General features: G+C 46.5%; 12 protein-coding genes. 1 reads left to right on the forward strand and 11 read right to left on the reverse strand.

The window, feature by feature from the left end; all coding sequences use genetic code 11:
- Positions 1–74: 74 nt before the first annotated feature.
- The 7 genes from BM210_RS00130 to BM210_RS00160 all read right to left on the reverse strand — a co-directional run bounded on the left by BM210_RS00130 (position 75) and on the right by BM210_RS00160 (position 11,133).
- Positions 75–1,652, reverse strand: coding sequence for an extracellular solute-binding protein (locus BM210_RS00130; protein ID WP_091163408.1), 1,578 nt, complete (start codon positions 1,650–1,652; stop codon positions 75–77).
- Positions 1,653–1,810: 158 nt separating this feature from the next.
- Positions 1,811–4,153: an AraC family transcriptional regulator gene (locus tag BM210_RS00135; RefSeq protein WP_091163409.1), complete on the reverse strand. Its 2,343-nt coding sequence runs from the start codon at positions 4,151–4,153 to the stop codon at positions 1,811–1,813.
- Positions 4,154–4,274: 121 nt separating this feature from the next.
- Positions 4,275–5,141: a carbohydrate ABC transporter permease gene (locus BM210_RS00140; protein ID WP_091163411.1), complete on the reverse strand. Its 867-nt coding sequence runs from the start codon at positions 5,139–5,141 to the stop codon at positions 4,275–4,277.
- 33 nt (positions 5,142–5,174) lie between these two features.
- The gene (locus tag BM210_RS00145) at positions 5,175–6,089 is read right to left on the reverse strand and encodes an ABC transporter permease (RefSeq protein WP_256223228.1); all 915 of its coding nucleotides are present in this window, start codon (positions 6,087–6,089) and stop codon (positions 5,175–5,177) included.
- A gap of 70 nt (positions 6,090–6,159) precedes the next feature.
- Positions 6,160–9,516 carry a glycosyl hydrolase gene (locus BM210_RS00150; RefSeq protein ID WP_091163414.1) on the reverse strand — a complete coding sequence of 1,119 codons (3,357 nt, stop codon included), beginning with the start codon at positions 9,514–9,516 and terminating at the stop codon, positions 6,160–6,162.
- 190 nt (positions 9,517–9,706) lie between these two features.
- Positions 9,707–10,444 carry a DUF429 domain-containing protein gene (locus BM210_RS00155; RefSeq protein WP_091163416.1) on the reverse strand — a complete coding sequence of 246 codons (738 nt, stop codon included), beginning with the start codon at positions 10,442–10,444 and terminating at the stop codon, positions 9,707–9,709.
- A gap of 14 nt (positions 10,445–10,458) precedes the next feature.
- A complete protein-coding gene (locus BM210_RS00160; RefSeq protein WP_091163417.1) occupies positions 10,459–11,133 on the reverse strand; it encodes an HD domain-containing protein in 675 nt (224 codons plus the stop codon).
- 132 nt (positions 11,134–11,265) lie between these two features.
- Between BM210_RS00160 and BM210_RS00165 the strand changes: the two genes are divergently transcribed.
- A complete protein-coding gene (locus BM210_RS00165; protein WP_091163419.1) occupies positions 11,266–11,928 on the forward strand; it encodes a hypothetical protein in 663 nt (220 codons plus the stop codon).
- Between the two features lie 380 nt (positions 11,929–12,308).
- Here BM210_RS00165 and BM210_RS00170 read toward each other — a convergent pair whose 3' ends face one another.
- Genes BM210_RS00170 through BM210_RS00185 form a run of 4 tightly spaced genes read right to left on the reverse strand, consistent with a single transcriptional unit; the run spans position 12,309 to position 17,096 of the window.
- Positions 12,309–14,138, reverse strand: a complete 1,830-nt coding sequence (locus tag BM210_RS00170) for a hypothetical protein (RefSeq protein ID WP_091163421.1) — start codon at positions 14,136–14,138, stop codon at positions 12,309–12,311.
- Entirely contained in the window at positions 14,135–15,289 is a 1,155-nt protein-coding gene (locus tag BM210_RS00175; RefSeq protein WP_091163423.1) for an ABC transporter permease, read from the reverse strand. Before BM210_RS00175 ends, BM210_RS00170 begins: the two co-directional genes overlap by 4 nt.
- Complete coding sequence (locus BM210_RS00180; RefSeq protein ID WP_091163425.1) at positions 15,270–16,475, reverse strand: HlyD family secretion protein; 1,206 nt, start codon at positions 16,473–16,475, stop codon at positions 15,270–15,272. The genes BM210_RS00175 and BM210_RS00180 overlap by 20 nt, the downstream gene beginning before the upstream one ends.
- A gap of 27 nt (positions 16,476–16,502) precedes the next feature.
- A complete protein-coding gene (locus BM210_RS00185; RefSeq protein ID WP_091163426.1) occupies positions 16,503–17,096 on the reverse strand; it encodes a TetR/AcrR family transcriptional regulator in 594 nt (197 codons plus the stop codon).
- Positions 17,097–17,326: the final 230 nt, after the last annotated feature.

Consider the following 17,326-nt stretch of genomic DNA (forward strand, 5'->3'; position numbering starts at 1 on the left):
AACCTTCAGAACCACTGGATAAGTGGAACTGAAGGCTCTGGGATGCTGCAGGAGAATCTGCAAGCTTTTCCTTATTATTTGCCGCCGCTGCGCTTTTGATACGCTTCGGTCATTTCCTGACTCATTTTGATCATATCAGGGTCTGCTTTCATTTTGGTTACGAACTCATCCCAAGCGGTGATCGGTTCTCTGCCCAAAATGACCTTTGTTTTCAAATCCTGAACTTTTTTATCATATTCAGGAAGCGCCTTCTGTACGGTCGGGGAGAATAGCCCTGTGCTAATATCCGCTACGCTGGTCTTGGCACGTTCATCCTGAATTTTGGTATACAAAGCATTAACTTCTTTAGGAAAGAATACTTTCGTCGAGCTTGCATAAGGGTCAGCCACATAAGCAATCTGGTTAAAATCAGCCCCGTTGTCTGCTGCAAGCTTCTCGGTGTTAATCACCTTGACGCCATCTTTAACGGTGTGATGCGTACCTTCAAAGCCATACTGCTGAATAGCGAATACGTCGTCACTCATCCAGGTATCCATCAATTTAAGAATACGCTTCATTTTGGCTTCAGGAACGGACTTCGGAATCGACATCATGCCGGAGAAGCCTGGACCCTTTGGATTATAGCCGTTAATGTTCGTGATCGGATAAAAGTTTTCTTGTTTGAAGTCAGGCTGAACGACCTTCAGCTTATCATAATAATCAACCATTGTTCCTGCTTTATCAGAAATAATACCCGCTTTTCCCGCTTTAAACAAATCACCGGTTTGCGTCAGCTTCAAAGCTGCAAAATCCTCAGGAATCAGCTTTTCCTTATAAGCCTTTGTCAAATACTCCAAAGATTTACGCGTTTCAGGAAGGAAGCTTGTATGCACAAATTTGCCGTCGACCAGTTTCCATCTTCCGTTTACACCCGTGAAGCTGTTTTCAATCTGCCCTAATGATCCCATATCTGTCGGATTGACGTTTGAGGCAAAAGGTACGGTATCATTTTTGCCATTCTTGTCGGGATCCTTTTCCGCGAACGCTTTCATAACATCATAAAGCTCATCGGTTGTTGTCGGAACCTTCAATCCCAGATTGTCCAGCCAATCCTTACGTATGATGAAGAAATTATCCGCTTCGGACGGACGCGGACGCGGAATACCGTAGTTTTTACCATCCTGCATCTTGGTCAAGTCCCAGGCAGTTTTGGAGACTTTGCTGCTTAGATTCGGATAATCCTTAATATATGGAGCCACATCCCAGAACGCGCCTTGTGTTACGGCATTACGAAATACGGAGGTAAACGGATCATTAATCAGAATCAGCTCTGGGATATCACCGGAAGCGAGCGTTACATTCAGCTTGTCGGCATAATTGTTGCCAGATACCCATTGAATCTTCATCTTGGAATTCGTTGCTTTCTCAATCGCTTTTTTAATTGGATTATCATCTGCAGCTGGTGTAGGCGTGAGCAAAATCGTCATGATGCTGACCTCAAGCGGCGCTTCCACTTTCGCTTCAGTCTTGGCTTCCATCTTTCCATCTGTTTTCCCTGGTGTCGCAGCGCTCTCCTTGGTTGCTCCGGAGCAGCCTGCCATTACGGCCGAAAGTGCCAGGATTGCAGCTATAGAAGCTGCTGCTGTTTTAGTGTTTCGTCTTGCATTCTTCATTGTTGATCCTCCCTTTAGTTCTATATTCGATGGCTCAACATTGACGTTAATCGATTGAGGGTTTGCCAACAATCATACTCTTTTGTAAATAGGGGTTTACACGGGTTGGACTTTGTTGCAGCTATTGCACAGGCCGCTGGTTCAAGCTTTTAGCCAAATCAAGAACGATTAAGTTCACGGAACTGACTAGGTGTAATCCCCTCATATTTCTTGAATATACGATTGAAGTATGTATGCTGATAGCCGACTCGTTCAGCTACTTCATTGATCTTGATTTCGGTCTCACGAAGCAGGCCCTTGGCATTATCGATGCGGATATCGGTCAAATAATCAATGAAATTAACGCCTGAAATATGCTTGAAGGCCCTACTTAACGTATAGGGACTGGTGCCAAACAGCTCTGCGCACGAATCCAACGACAGCATCGTCATGTAATTCTCGCGTAAATGGAGAATCACTTTCTCTACCATTTGCTTGAGATGAAAATCCTGCCGGCTGATCAGCTCTTGTACAAATACGGCTACCAGCTTGTATTGGAACCATTTGAGCATTTCCTCCGGTTCCTTGAGCTGTGCCAGCTGGTCGAACAGGTTAATGCCCCCGAACAAATGTACAGGATTCATACCGGATTGCAGAACCGCATACCGTATACTCCCGAGCAGCTGCAGCATACCCTGCTGAACGGCCAGCTCTGTCGAGCCACTTGCCGATAATTCCTTCATGAATTGTTCAATCAGCTCAACAGCCTCATTTTCCAAGCCATTTCGGATTGCATGCACGATTTCTTTTTCCAATGTAAAAGGAAAAGTGCTTTCCATCAGTGTGCTTGATTTGGACAGCAGCTCCGTCTTGATGATTTGATTGTCGTCAAGCAGATCGCGGTATACCAACGCCTGTCTCGCCTCCTCAAACAAATGCGGAATTTGCTTCACCTGATACGTCGATTTGCTGATTGACACCGTCACCTGCATTTTCAGAATCCGATTGATCGTTTGTGTCGCCTCTTGGCAAAAAGAGCTGATATCGTCCTCGAGCCAGCGTGGGGGATGTTCAAGCGGAAATGAAAGCAGCAAACCTACGGAAAAATTGTGGAAATTGATAACCTCCACTTGCTCATACTGCGTTCCCGTCAGTTCCTCAATAATATTAGCTGCCGTAAAAGTGACCAAATCCTCGTCCCCTGAGGAAAAACGGCCCTGCAGGTTAGAAAATCCCGTTAACTGAAACATTAATGCGATAAACTGACGGTTCTCCGTTTTCCAGCCATGATGCTTCATTCGCTCCCGCAGATCGTTTTCCTGAAGCGAGTAAAAATAACCCTGCACCAATTGCAAGAAAAATCCCTCTCGCAGCAGCGGCAGCTGCTCAGTGAGCTTGGAGCGCATCGTCTCACTCTCTTTGGACAGGTGATTCCATTGCTTCTCAAACAAATCAAATTCATCATTAAGCTCTGTTCCTTTGTCACCAGACAAGAGCCGAACCAGCCGCTCGACAGGGGAATACATCCGATGGGAAACGAACCATGACAACAGCAGAGCAAGCAGCAGTCCAGACAAGCTGATAAATAATATCCACTTGGATACAAGCACAACAGGAGCTGTAATGGATGTTAACGGTGCCGCTGAAATGTAAACCCAGGTTGTTCCCAGTCTTGAGAATTGTCCGTAAGAGACCGAATATGTCGTTTTGTTATGCTCAAACAGGAAGGACTCCGATTTGGAGCTATGCATCAAATATTCCTGCTGCAAGGCTGTATCGATATCCGAAAACTTGCCGATGCCATTGCTCGACAGCTTCCAGCTGCCGTCTCCCGTCAGAAGAATCGTCTCTCCTTCATTGTATGGGGTCAGCGTCTTCAACATTTTAATGAGATTTTCCTGATTAATCGTAGCTACGATAGCACCAAACGTCTCGGTGCTGCCTCCGGGAATTTTATTCACCAGGGACAAGGAATTGGGTACAGACTCCTTGGTAGGTGCCGCAGGATACGCATTCGTCCAGTATACAGATCGTTCCTTCTTAAGCAGTGACTCATATGGTAGAAGGCTTGCAGGCTCGGTAATATACGTATACTGCTGCTTGTTGAAGATCAACGGCCGCGGTTTATCAAGAAACAGCTCAACCCGCTCCAACAGCGGGTGTGCGCCTTCCATTACAAGCAGCGTTCGGAACAAATCCTGAACCTGCTCGAAGTTATATGAAATATTTATCGTTTTCAGTTTTTCATCGAATTTGGAATCAAATGCCCAATGCGAGAAGGTCAGCTCCAAATAAGCCAGCTGGTCGTCAATATTTTCCGCACGCTGCTTAATCTGATTTTGATGCAGCCGCTGCAGCTCACCCTCCATATTGTTCGATGCCAGCCAATAAATACTGACACCGATGATCAATCCGGGAATGCTCGCGACCAGCAGCATCATCACCAAGCTTTTACGAAAAAATCGGCTGTTATATTTATATTTTGTAGCAATCCCAAACCACGGCTTCCAAATTCGATCCAATATCGCTCACCTTCCAACCTTTTGTGGGAGTCTATGCAGGTTTGACAGACTATCCAGCTATTTTCGACAACAAGCCGCTGCTATCCTGCCTGCATGCCTCTCGGTTCTGTTATTCAATCGATCAACCCTTCACAGATCCGACCATGGCACCCTTTGCAAAATGCTTCTGCAGGAATGGATACACGAGCAGTATCGGCACCGTTGCCACAATAACTGCCGCCATTTTCAAGGTTTCTGCCGGAGGCGCAACCGCCGTTATATCAGCCTGCAGATCGGTATTATTGGCATTAAGCAGCATATTTTGCAGCATAACCTGAATCGGCCACTTGGACGCATCCGTCAAATAAATCAGCGCATTGAAAAATTGGTTCCAGTATCCAACCGCGTAAAAGAGGCCGAAAGCTGCCAGAGAGGGAAGCGATAAAGGCAAAATAATTTTAAACCATATCGACAGATCATTGCAGCCATCAATTTGCGCCGACTCTTCCAGCTCGACGGGCACACTATCGAAAAAACCTTTCATCAGGATCACGTTCCAGCCGCTCGCCAGCGCCGGTATAATCAGCGACCATAAGCTATTGATAAGCCCAAATTGACGAACAACCATGTAATTAGGGATAATGCCTGGACTGAACAAAATTGTCAATAAAATCAGCAAAAGAATGAGCTTTCTACCGCGCAATCTTTTACGGGAAAGCGTGTAAGACAAAGCCGCTGTTACAATTAGACTTAAAGCTGTACCAACTACTGCCAGATAGGCGCTGATCCCCAGTGAATTCGGAAAAGCCTTTGTCGAAAGCAAGTATTTATAAGAGTCCAACGACCATTTCTGCGGGAATAAAATAAAGCTCTTCTTCAAATATTCCACCGGATCGGTGAACGATACGATGAATACATAGTAAAGCGGGAAAAATGTCACAATCGTAACCAGAGCGAGAAATGCTATATTTACAATATTAAACATGCGGTCACCTAAGCCAGATCTCATGGAAAGCCTCCTTAAAAAAACTAAAATCGTAAGCTAGTAAACGCCTTCTTCTCCCATTCTTTTGGCGATCCAGTTGGCCATCACGACCATGGCAAGGCCAACAACCGATTTGAATAAGCCAGCCGCCGTACTGTAGCTGAATTGCGCCTGCTGAATACCGACGCGATAAACGTACGTATCGAATACCTCGGCCACTTCGGAAACTGCTCCGTTATACATCAGAAATACCTGCTCAAAGCCGACATCCATCATATGGCCCAAGCGCAGTATAAGCAAAATAATAACGACATTACGGATTCCGGGCAGCGTGATATGCCACATTTGGTGCAGTCGATTGGCTCCATCGATCTTGGCTGCCTCATATACCTGCGGATCAATTCCGGCCATAGCTGCAAGGAACAGGATAGTCCCCCAGCCGCACTCCTTCCAAATCGATTGAAGCGTAAGCATGAGCCAGAAAGTATCTGGATTGGTCAACACATCGATTCGGCTAGCGCCGAGCGACTCCAATATTTTGTTGATCAAACCCTCACCCTTGGCAAACAACAGAAATGTGAGTCCAGCGATAATAACCCAAGACAAAAAGTGCGGCATGTACACGATAGATTGTACCACCCGCTTATAGAGCACACTCCGCAGCTCATTCAGCAATAAGGAAAGTACAATCGGCAGTGGGAAAAACAACACCAGGTTCATAATGTTAATCGCCATCGTATTGCGAAACAGCAGCATGAATTCAGGATTGGAGAAAAAACGTTGGAAATGCTCCAAACCAACCCACTCGCTGCCCATAATCCCAGCGAATGGTGAATAATTTTGAAAGGAGATCACAATGCCTCCCATCGGTATATATTTAAATAAGAAAAAGAACAGCAGCCCCGGAAGCGCCAGCAAATATAAGTACTTATCCCTGCGGAGATCGAGGCCCAGACGCCGGAGACGGGTCATCCGTCTCGCACTTGCAGGCTCTGGGTTCGCGCCGGGGGCAATTCGTGGTTGACGTGCAGCAGACATAGCTTTACCCCTTTCTTTGCGTGATCAGTTTAACAGCATGTTCCTCATAGTCGAAGTATTTCCCTTCCAGCAGACCGATCAACGTATTCGTTACTTTAACTTCCACATGGTTATCGGCCTCTCGCAGCAGTGAGGCAGGTCCTTCCCAGATATAAGGTGACCAGGTGCAGACACCAAGCGACGTCCCATTCACAAACACCTCGGCACAATCATGAAAATGCCGGTCCCAGCCATCGAAGGACAGCTCAAAGCTTGCTGCATCCGATAAAGGTGTTACACTCAAGGATCGAGTAAATGAGAACACGCCGGCATAAAACGGATAACCCTCATATGGTCCTGCTTGTAAAGGCAGCTTTTGCACGGTTGGACTTGACAACACCGCACGGTTAGTCTCATCGAACCGGACTTCGAATGCACCTGTCAAATACAAGGCATCCACAATACCTTCACTATCCTGTCCGATCTCCATATCCACAGTGAGCTGATTTACCCCTTCTTGCAAAAAGCGTGTAATCTCTTGAGATCTATTCATATGGTCATAAACAAAGACCGCGTTGAATTGCTGCATATCCACGATGTGACCATTGATTCGAATGACAGCCGAGCCTGTAATGGCACTATCATCCATCAGCATGTCTACCTGCTCAGGCAGCTGCTTCACTACGAATTCAACTGAATAATGTGCTTGCAGCGGGTAAGCCAGAGAGAGCTCCATCGGCGTCCCAAAGGTTTGCTGCATCATGACGGGAAGTGCCGAAATTTCAGCCAAGTCAGCGCATTGGTCTATGAATGTTTTCACACCTACGTCAGCTCCAACAGCAGCTAAGCTGTCCGTTGAAGATGCTGCAGTGCCAACCGTTAGCCGGAAAGTATCCAGACGTAACGCATTCGCCTGCTGTACGCTCATATCCCATATGTCTGACGCATCCAATGTCAATTTCCATGAATTTCCAAGATTGGATTGCTGCACTGACGGGCTAGTATTGCTGCGAGAAACACGAACAACTTCTATTAGCCTTGATGCAAACGGCGCTATCGACAGGTGCAGCCCCCATGAAGTGCCTATATTGGCATAATTGTCTTTTAGAACAAGAGCCTCGCCGGTATCCAAGGAGAGCTCGCGGAATTCAAGCGAATAGGTTTCAGCAGCTTGCGCTTGCTCACCCCACAAATGGGCTTCGATCTGCAATTCAACCTCGCGCTGGGTTTCTTCTTGATTGCTGATAAACACAAGAGCCTTATCGTCCGCAACAAGTCGTGTCTGCAGCATCAAGCCCCATTCACCACAAGCCGGCAGAAGTCGAACCGCCATCGGTTCCAGCTTATCCAGCAGCTCAGTAAACGGCTCTAGCACTTGTTGTTCCTTAGCCGATGCTGTAAAGGGCAGGTGGTAAGCGTTGTGCTCACCTTTATACCACTCAAGAGGCTGACCATCTTCTAGATCATGCTCTGAATCTGCGCTTGCATCGACTTCCGAACTTGTAATCGAAGCATGCTCCCAGAAGCTTCCCTTTGCGCCGCTGGCTAATCCGAACGCAGCTGTGATTTCAGACAGTTCGGATGGTGTTGAATCAATCGCTTCATACGGCAGCTGCCCCATGCTGATCACCTTGCCTCCTTGCTGCAAAAAGCTCTGTATGCTTTTCCAGGCTCCGCTCTCCAGATTTGTAAGCGGTGGCAGAATCAATGTGGAGTAGCGCGCTTTCCCCAGCTTGATCGTACCCTCGCTGATTTCAGCATCTGCCAGTAGCTCAGGGTCCAGATGATCAAAGTCTCTGCCAACCAGACTGAGCTGGTGAAAGATACGCACCCACCATTCCCTCAAGCTGCTCAGCTGCTGCTCTTCTGCTGTATCGGTTCCCCCATGTGAGAAACCATGAAACGGATTGCCCATACGCGTCCATAGTGAGGTTATCGGCTCCAGAACCGCAGTCGATATGACGGCTTCTCCACTGCTCATGACATAGCTGATACGTCCCGTATAATCACCCAGCTTTTGAAAATGCGTCCAATATGGATTTTGCAAAAACTGCGAAGGCGGCGCATCGTGCTGGGTCAAGCCGTCAACCGTATAGAAAAAAGCATGAAAGTTAAAGAAGTTTGTTCCCTGAGCAGCCATTCTGTCAATCATCCAGCGTGCATCCTGCAGCGTCATCGACCATCCTACGCTATGGAAGCATTCGATCAGATTCCGTTCCCGTCCTAATTGACGTGCCAGAGAGCTGACCATCTTCGCACTGCTGCGGAATTCAAAGGCCTTATGTTTAACTATCCACTCCAGCGATCGACCTAGCTTCTCATGCGCTGTATCCCCTGCAGGCACATGGCTGAACAATTGGGTCGTGTGTCTGACCGAAGGTACCTCTGCAACATATTCAAGACCGTGCTGCTCGCACCAATCATGAACCTGCTTATGATAAGATTCTCTCAACAGCAAATGGACTGCTTGATAATAATCGTAGCGAATCTTAGCCGTACCCTCGGCCTCAGGATCCAGCAGCGCATGCAGGTGCTCCAGCAAATCATAACCATTGCGCTCGAGAAAAAATCCAGCCAGCTGCGGAGACCAGGGTATACGTCCCAGCAGGCCAATTTCATCAGTGAACATCCCCTTGATTGTCTTGCCAAAAAACTCACCCAAATACTTGGCGTATTTGTCATGCGTCAGACGAATAAAAGTCGCCATGGCTTCCCGATTGCAAGGGTCAACAAACGTACCATAATATTTGAAATCTTCGATTTCTTTTTCCTGTGCGATCCATACCTCCCACGCTCCCTCAGGTGCGGTCCAATCCAGCTTTTGAATGGTACGGTAGGTGAAAAATCGCTTTTGATTATAGGCAGTCAGTCCGGTTTTTTGAAAAATTGAATCGGCCTGGAAGTTACCTATAGAATCACGGATAGGTATCGCTTCACTCCAATTCCTGCGACCATCCGCAGATATAGGGACTGCTTTGGCATAAACTATACGTGCCCAAGGCAGCTCCAGCGATAGATGCTCACCACCTTGCGCTTTTTGTGTCGTATGCGTCAGCGTGTAATGCTTCGCCTCTGGATGCTCCAGCGTAACCTCTCCGCCAGCAATACCACTCGGATACGGATACTCATCATATAGCCAGACGTTCAAGCCACGTTTCTCTGCCGCTTCAACCGCAACACGCACCTTTAGAAACCACGCCTCTGATAAATAAGGAATTTTCAAACCTTGTCTGGCACATATAAAAACACCACCCAGACCTTTATCCGCCATTTCATCGATTTGAAATTGAATTTGCTCATCTTCCATTTCACCATTCCAAAACCAAAACGGATGAATACGATCTGCTGCCGCTGGTTGTTTAAACCTTTGCATATCAAACATGAGTGAGCTGCCTCCCTAATCTATAAATGAGTTATTGTAGGTTCACTATAAAATACAACCATGGGATCAACAATCATACTCTTTTGTATCCTTTGCCAGCTTCATGAGATAGCCATTTAGACATTCTTGCACACCTTCAACATCCTTGCAGTATCAAAGTCATTCCGCTGCTTAAAAAGCAAAAAAAGCCCTATACAATAAGGCTTTTAGAACCATACACAATTTGCATAGGGAGTCCCGTTTCATCCCTTTCCATGACCGTGGGGACTGCCAACATTTCCCCTCTGTTCAGCAGTGCGGAAACAGCTAGCACCAGTGCATCCACGACATCATCCCTTGCCACAGCCTTTCGTGGGTAAGCTTCCAGCGTTTGATCAACAATTGTTCTGGCTTGAGGATACAGCTGCCCTAACAGCTGTATGCGTTCTTCATAGCCAGTTTCAGTCTGTTTATTATACTGCATCGGCGAGCCGGACATAGCCGAAAAGCATAGCTCTGGATGAGACTCACAAATCTTCTGGCGAGCTGTCTGATTGAGCTGCAGCAGTTGATCCAGCTCACGAATTTTGGCAATGATATTCCAGGTTTGCTTTGATAACCCACGGAATGTCAGCTGTTTGCTAAGCGCGTTGGCCTCTGGATAAGAAGATACCTCCAGCAGCTCACGAATCGGTGCTGGAAATATACTAGCAGCCCGCTTAGGTCTCAGCAGCTGTCTCGCTTCCTTATCACATGATCTGACAGAAGTCTTAGTAGAAGGAAGACCTATCGGCATATCGATCAACAGCAGCTCTGCTTCACCATGCTCCCTCCAAAGTTCATTCAGCTCCGCATACACTCTCGTCTTCCAATCACCATCTATGGATAACGTAACAGCCATCCAACCTGACCTGCACCCATCAATACCGACAAATCTATTGATCTCCATCTCACTTATCCTCTTTACTTTGCGGATTTATCTAAGCGTAGGGATGTTTGTCCATCCCATTCCTTATGAAACTGCTCCAAAAACTGTTCCATCACACGATGCCTATCTTCAGCGATCTGTTTGGCACTGTCGGTATTCATCAAATCCTTCAATTTCAGCAGCTTCTCATCGAAATGTGCGATCGCTGTTGATTTGCCGCTGCGATAAGCCTCAGCTGTCATTTCCTTACGTGGTGACAACTCAGGATCGTGAATGAGCTGCCCTTTCCAGCCTGAATAAGCGAACGTTCGTGCAATCCCGATGGCTCCAAGCGCATCCAGACGATCAGCATCCTGCACCACCTGTGCTTCTTTTGATACGACGGGAGGATTGTGCCCGCCTTTATACGAGATACTACCAATAATATCCATAACCTGATTTATTGCTGCAGAATCGACTTCCTTTGCAACCAGCCAATCGCTAACCTTGGCCATTCCGGCCTCCAATGAAGGATTCAGCTTTTCATCGGCAACATCATGAAGCAAAGCGGCTAACTCACAAACGAAACCATCTGCGCCTTCTTTGCTGGCAAGAAGTATCGCCATCCGTGTTACCCTATCAATATGCCACCAATCATGACCACTGGAATCCTCTCCAAGCTGTTTCCTGACAAATCGTCTTGCTTCATCTAATACATACTGCTGATCCATAGCAATCCCCTTTTTATCCTATTTATAATTCCCAGTACAACCATCCAAACGGACATATGAGCAAGCGCATATGGTAAAGAAGTATAAATTACCGTATCCGTACAACTATGATCGACAAGGAGTGAGCAAATCGTGGCAAGTGGCGTCGTAGACATTCAGGTCTCCAAAGAATTGGCTGAGAACACGATGGTTATTATTTATAATTGCGAGGGCGGGCTGGCCAACGATCTTCACCTCATTCGCGACGGACACGAGGTCACTCTCCAGCGAGCCGATCTCGAAGGCAGAGTAAGAATCGTCCATGAACAAGGAAGTGACTGCTCGTTTAACTATATCGAAGTCGACCCTCTGACTGCAAGAAAATTTCGCATGCGCAATGGCAGCCGGTTTACACTGAACTACGATCCGGATGTCAATCGGCTTCGTTTACGCAGAATCACGACAAGCCAGGCTTATGGGCTGCTTAAAACGGAGCCGCGCAAGCACCGGGATGGCAGTATCATTATCGGTTATACCCTATTAAGCTGGCTCGGTATCCCAAGCTTACCGAATCAGATTATTACCTTGGCGAATGGCTCCATTAGCAAAAAGCTGAAGGTCATCATCCCGGACAACGAGTTGGAAACCGACTTCCACCTTACTGCAGTGAATCTACGTAGATTCGGGCTGGCACCCGGCAAAAAATGGGCTCTTTCCTATAATCAATTGACCCAAACTATGAAGGTTTTGCCTGCCGCTGCAACGGCTTCACGCCGGGCAAAGCCAAAGACTGCTAAGTCTGTACGCCGTCGCTAGATTAAGAGGAATTCAGTATTTCAGCATAAGACAATATACACGAGCATCCGTATTCATAACTAATACTTAATAGTTAACGAGCTTCGGTCCGTCGCTGCTCTGCTGGTTGAGGAGCCACGACGGGCTTATTAGTGATGCTATTGACGACAGCCGTTACAGCCATCGCTATTATCGAACCGTATAATGTAGCTAATGCATCCACATCCCACTATTTTCTTTCTCGTCATTATACATCACTAATCCAATATATGGTAATCACACATATATGCTATCAGGATGACCCCATACATCTCGACCATTCATAAATTTTATAATAAAAAAACAGACAGCTCTCGCTGCCTGCCCTTCCCAACTATGATAAAACAACACTACATTAACCCTCATTGCTCTCTCTCATGCAGCACCGTCATAAGACGTTTGACTTCGCCTGTCGGGGTTGCTATCGTTTCGTACACGTTAATGCTCAGCGGATATTCCTGCTCGTCGGTACGTAAGTTGTCGAAGGTAATAAACTGCATACCGCTAACCAATCGATTAACGCCGGTAAAATTCAAAGTTTTGACCGATAGCAGCTTGCCGGTTGGATCTATAAGCTCCAACGACATTTTGGAAAAGTCTTTATCGGCAATGATTTTCTCCTCTCGAGCAATATCCAGGTTTAGCTTAAGCCTATACGTATAAGTAATAGGTGATGTAGCCGAAGGTGCACTAGTGCGGGCCATTAAGGACCACTCATTTAATTTCACTTGAAATGGATAAAACGAAAGTTTCTCCGTATCCAAAACATCTGGCTGTAAGGCAACAACGTAGGCGCCAATTGTACTCGTCACGGGAAATGTTGCCGTGGCCGCAGTCACAGCCCCTGTAGAGCCTTTGGAATCAAGTATCTTCAATACGAAGCTACGATCCTTGATGTCTATTGGCATCCGATAGGAATAGCTCAATATATACGAGGTGCCTGGCATTATATCCTGCGTGCTTGTTGTTTGTCTAGCTCCGCTAAAGGCTGTTCCCGATTCGGTCTCCAGCTTTGTTTGAAAAACAGGTAGAGGTATAGGTTGATCTCCATTGTTGCTAAGCTTGAATTTGCCAACTACCGTATTGTAGCCTTCTCCTTCATTCTCGTGCATATGTAGTTCTACCATAGAGACCGACATATAAGGATCAATCGTGTCCGATAAGCTGTCAAATGTGAAAGGAGTGTCATATTGATAAGCAATGCTTTGTACTGGATGGTCGGCTTGACCGCCAAGTGGCAGCGCTATTTGAAGCCTTCCTATCGTAAAAGCCGTCTGTGATAGCCTTCCTTTTGTATCCATTTGCTTAAAGCTTTCGACACTTAACACATTCAAGCTGCTTAACCGTGTATCTTTATCTGTTGGAATCAGAAAATACAGATACTGCTTTTCTCCAGGCTCCAAAGCTACGCTATCCTGCTCAGAATTTTTTCCATTGAATAAAGTCGTATTCACACCGGCAGCAGCTCTACCGTCCATACTAAGCACGGGCAGCGACTCTTTTTTGGTGGAGCGATTCTCAACCAGCAGCTTTACTGTATAGACGGTTCCTTTGGGAGTGCTCTCTTTATTGATCGCTGCTGGCGTATAAATCAGAGGTGAATCCATATTCGGAATTTGGAAGGATTCATCCCATGTCTTATTGGCAGCTGGGTCTTTTATCAAGGATAAGGAGCCATTCCAGCTGCGTCCCGATACCGGGATGGCCAGCAGCTCGGTTTCCGTCCTCGGATACGTATACCAATCTACAGAGAACCATACAAGCTCCTTCAGTTCGATCTGATCCTTTCGATCAACCATGACCATATAGCTCAGCTCTTCATTGGTTTGAGGACGAATGGCATGTGCATTGAATACACTTGCCTGCAGCGTATATTCCGAACCATCCGCAGCCTTCACTCGCAGCTCCATGTCCGGGATACTGACCACTTTTGAAGCTGTGCTTTTGGCACGAACCACAACAGCAATTCGTTGTCCTTCCGATGTTGTTTCGTTCAATATACTTTTTACTTCTACCTTTAAGTTATCATTTAAAGTATATAAGATGGGTTTTGTTACTGCCTGTGCTGATCCGCCAATAGGTGCTGCTGCTGCAACAGGTTCAGCCGATTCAGCCTCAACCATAGGAATAAAATGAAATAAAGAAAGGGTAAAGCACATTGCGACTGCTGTAATCTTCCATTTTGTACTCATGCTGTGATCTCCTTCATCTTGTTATTCATGATTAGCTTTCGGTTTTCTCTCATTACCATCAGTCCGACACCTAATGACAGCAAGCCCAGCATCAGAACGAGCACGCCGATTTCACTCGTATAATAAGTTAAGCTCCCGCCACGATAACCAATGCCTCTGATAAATTTGAACAACCATGTAAGTGGCAGCAGATTGCCCATCATTTGTGCCGAGTGAGGCAGCATTATCGATGCCACCTGGAAGCCTGACAGCATAAAGGACGGATATACGATAGGATACGTTCGTAAGGTAACCTTCGCAGGGTCTGCAGCTGTCCAACCCACGAGCATTCCGATAACTGTCACTACTAGCGTATACAGCAGCAAGGGTACAAGAAATGCCAACGGACTGCCGGCAAACCGCAATCCTCCCACCTGCTTCAACACCCCGAATACAAGGAGCAGACTAATGGTTGAGCTCATTGCATAAGGCAGCACCCTAAGCCACAAGCCGATCGGATGCGTGAGCTCCTCCGACAATTTCCCTTCAAGGCGCAGTCTTGGCACAATCGCTGCTGCACCGCCAATCGTAATCCCAAGAGCCGTAACATTCACAAAGCCGATAACCATGAAGGCTATGAAATCGGACGTTGGATTATACAGCAGCCTTTGCTGCATGGAGAGTGGGGCAATAATCGCAGCAGCAGCTTCATCCGATACCCCCATCGCTTTCAGCTTGCCCATCGATGTCGTCGTGTTCTCTACAGTAAACAGCTCCTGAATACCATTTCGGATATTGCTCACTGAAGCAGGCATCGAATTATCGATCAGAACTCCCACATTTACCTGTTTGCCTTGAAGACGAAGCTGCTCCATACCGCGAGGCAAATAAATAACGGCCATGTACGCTTCATTCGCCATCAAGGTGTCCGGTGATACCACATAATGGAATACATCCACGACATTCATATATTGTGAGGCATTTATTTTATCTGTGAACTGCCTGCTGTACAGGCTATTGTCTTCATCAACTACGGCGATCGGCGCTTCATTAATTTGGCTATTCTGAAACAGGTAACCAAACAGCGCCGATACGAGCAGAGGAACTATTAATATGGTGAGTATAAACTTGCCTTTCAGCACAAACCTCCATTCATCGAGCAGCGATTTCATTGATATTCACCTCCGCCGTCATGCCGGGGAGTAATGGATCAATACGATCGACCTCAATACGGGCCTGAAACATCGTAAGATCAGCTGTTCCTTTCTCCCGACTCATCCTTAATCCCGCAAACTGTGGAGCTGCCGTCACAAATTGAACACGTCCATTCACTTGATCCGGAATCGCCGCAAAGTGCACCGGAACCTTGCCTTCGGGCCGCAGCTTATTAACCTGTCGCTCATCTACATACATATCAAAGAATAATTTACCGGTTTCCAGCACGATTACCGGAGTTCCTGATCCGACATTTTCACCCGCTTTAGGAATGATTCTAGCTACTTTCCCATTAACGGGAGCTTTCAATACCATCCGTTCCTTTTGAACCTGCAAGGATTGTAAAAGAATTTGCTGCTGCTCCTGCTGTTTGATTAGTGCATTCAAACCGATTCGTTGATTCGTAATATCCTGCCCCGCCAGCATGTTCTGCTCCAATATCGCATTAGCTTTATCCGTCATTAGCGATGCTTGCTGCTTATCCTGCTGTGAGGCGCCGTTAAGCATTTTGTTCAGAGCCTGCTGCTGCTGGTCACGTGCGTTTTCCAATGTGGAGAGCTGGGTGCGCGCATTTTCCAGTGCATCCCGATGATCTTTATAGGTGTATGGATTTTTATCATATGTATCTTCTGTATTGAGCAATTGATTGTACAGCTTCAACGCATGGGTATGTGCTTCGGTTGCTGCTGCGACTGCGAGCTTTTGTCGTTCGATATCCTCAGAACGCGCTCCTTCAAGTACCTGCTCCTGTGAGGTCTTCGCCTGCTCAACACCAATTTGTGCCTGCTTTAGCGCATTGTTCAGCTTGTCTTGAGCTACATTCAATGCATCCTCACTTTGTTTGACCTTAATGGCCGTCACCTCGATATCGGCCTGAGCCTTCTGCAGCTGCAAATCAATATCGGTTTGATCGAGCGTCATCAGAACATCGCCTTTGTTTACCTTTAATTCTTCTTTTGCCGCCAACTCCACGATTTTGCCTCCCACACCTTGAAACGATACATTGACCTGTTCCGCCGTCAGCAGGCTCCCCTTATGATTCGCCGCCAGTGACACCGCATCTTTCCCTTCGGCAGCCATCAGATACCCGCCGCCCCCGAGGGCCGCTCCTAACACCAATAATAATATCAAATTCCGTTTCATTCGATGATGTCTCCTCTCTAGCTGCCTCTATGATCTACTCTGTAATCCCTTAAAAATAAATCGGGTCGTATGCTCAACCACCGTATCCAACTCAGCATTATTCTGAATATCATACTGCTCGAACACAGGATCAAAAAAGGAGCTTACCCGCGAGTGAATGAGTATACCTACTATAAAATTCAGCGTATGCCTCAAGGAGTCAAACTCAAACCGTCCTTGTTCCTTACCTACCTCCAAAATTTCCTTTAAAGGTACCCACAATGCAAACACGCATTTCTGCAACCTCTCTGCTCGCGGACTTTGCATCATAATTTCCTGCTGTAAAATATTGATCAATTCCGGTTCCTCCATACGGAACTTTACGAATTCTCCAATGAATCTCCGTAAATCCTGTTCAGGATCAGACAATACGAAAGTTTCATTCAAAAATTGCGGTGCAAACGTATCATACAACGCAAACAATACGTTCTCCTTACCCCCAAAATGATATGACACCAGTGCCAGCGCGACTCCCGCTTGATCACAAATTTGACGGACCGTGGTTCCCTCGAAGCCCTTTTGAGCAAACAGCACCTTCGCACCATCCAAAATTTTCAGCTTTACATCCTTGCTATCCTGCATAACTTCAGCCTCCTCCGAAATATCTACTTTCCAAACTATCCCTCATATATTTGAACATTTGTTTTGAACATATGTTTTGAACGTTTGTTCAAATTACTTATAATTGGATAATACACCCGTTGAAACCACTTGTCAATGTATAAATCCGCATAAAAAAGAAGCACCTCCGCTGCTTTCCTGGAAGGTGCTTCTGCTTGCCGCTTATTATTTCTTTTTTTAAAAGCCTAAAA

Origin of the sequence: Paenibacillus sp. 1_12 (assembly GCF_900114475.1) — a bacterium.
Classification (GTDB): domain Bacteria; phylum Bacillota; class Bacilli; order Paenibacillales; family NBRC-103111; genus Paenibacillus_S.

Coding starts and splice junctions, on each gene's coding strand:
- BM210_RS00130 (WP_091163408.1), bottom strand. CDS start 1,652: ATGAAGAATGCAAGACGAAACACTAAAACAGCAGCAGCTTCTATAGCT.
- BM210_RS00140 (WP_091163411.1), bottom strand. CDS start 5,141: ATGAGATCTGGCTTAGGTGACCGCATGTTTAATATTGTAAATATAGCA.
- BM210_RS00145 (WP_256223228.1), bottom strand. CDS start 6,089: ATGACCCGTCTCCGGCGTCTGGGCCTCGATCTCCGCAGGGATAAGTAC.
- BM210_RS00150 (WP_091163414.1), bottom strand. CDS start 9,516: ATGTTTGATATGCAAAGGTTTAAACAACCAGCGGCAGCAGATCGTATT.
- BM210_RS00155 (WP_091163416.1), bottom strand. CDS start 10,444: ATGGAGATCAATAGATTTGTCGGTATTGATGGGTGCAGGTCAGGTTGG.
- BM210_RS00160 (WP_091163417.1), bottom strand. CDS start 11,133: ATGGATCAGCAGTATGTATTAGATGAAGCAAGACGATTTGTCAGGAAA.
- BM210_RS00170 (WP_091163421.1), bottom strand. CDS start 14,138: ATGAGTACAAAATGGAAGATTACAGCAGTCGCAATGTGCTTTACCCTT.
- BM210_RS00175 (WP_091163423.1), bottom strand. CDS start 15,289: ATGAAATCGCTGCTCGATGAATGGAGGTTTGTGCTGAAAGGCAAGTTT.
- BM210_RS00180 (WP_091163425.1), bottom strand. CDS start 16,475: ATGAAACGGAATTTGATATTATTATTGGTGTTAGGAGCGGCCCTCGGG.
- BM210_RS00185 (WP_091163426.1), bottom strand. CDS start 17,096: ATGCAGGATAGCAAGGATGTAAAGCTGAAAATTTTGGATGGTGCGAAG.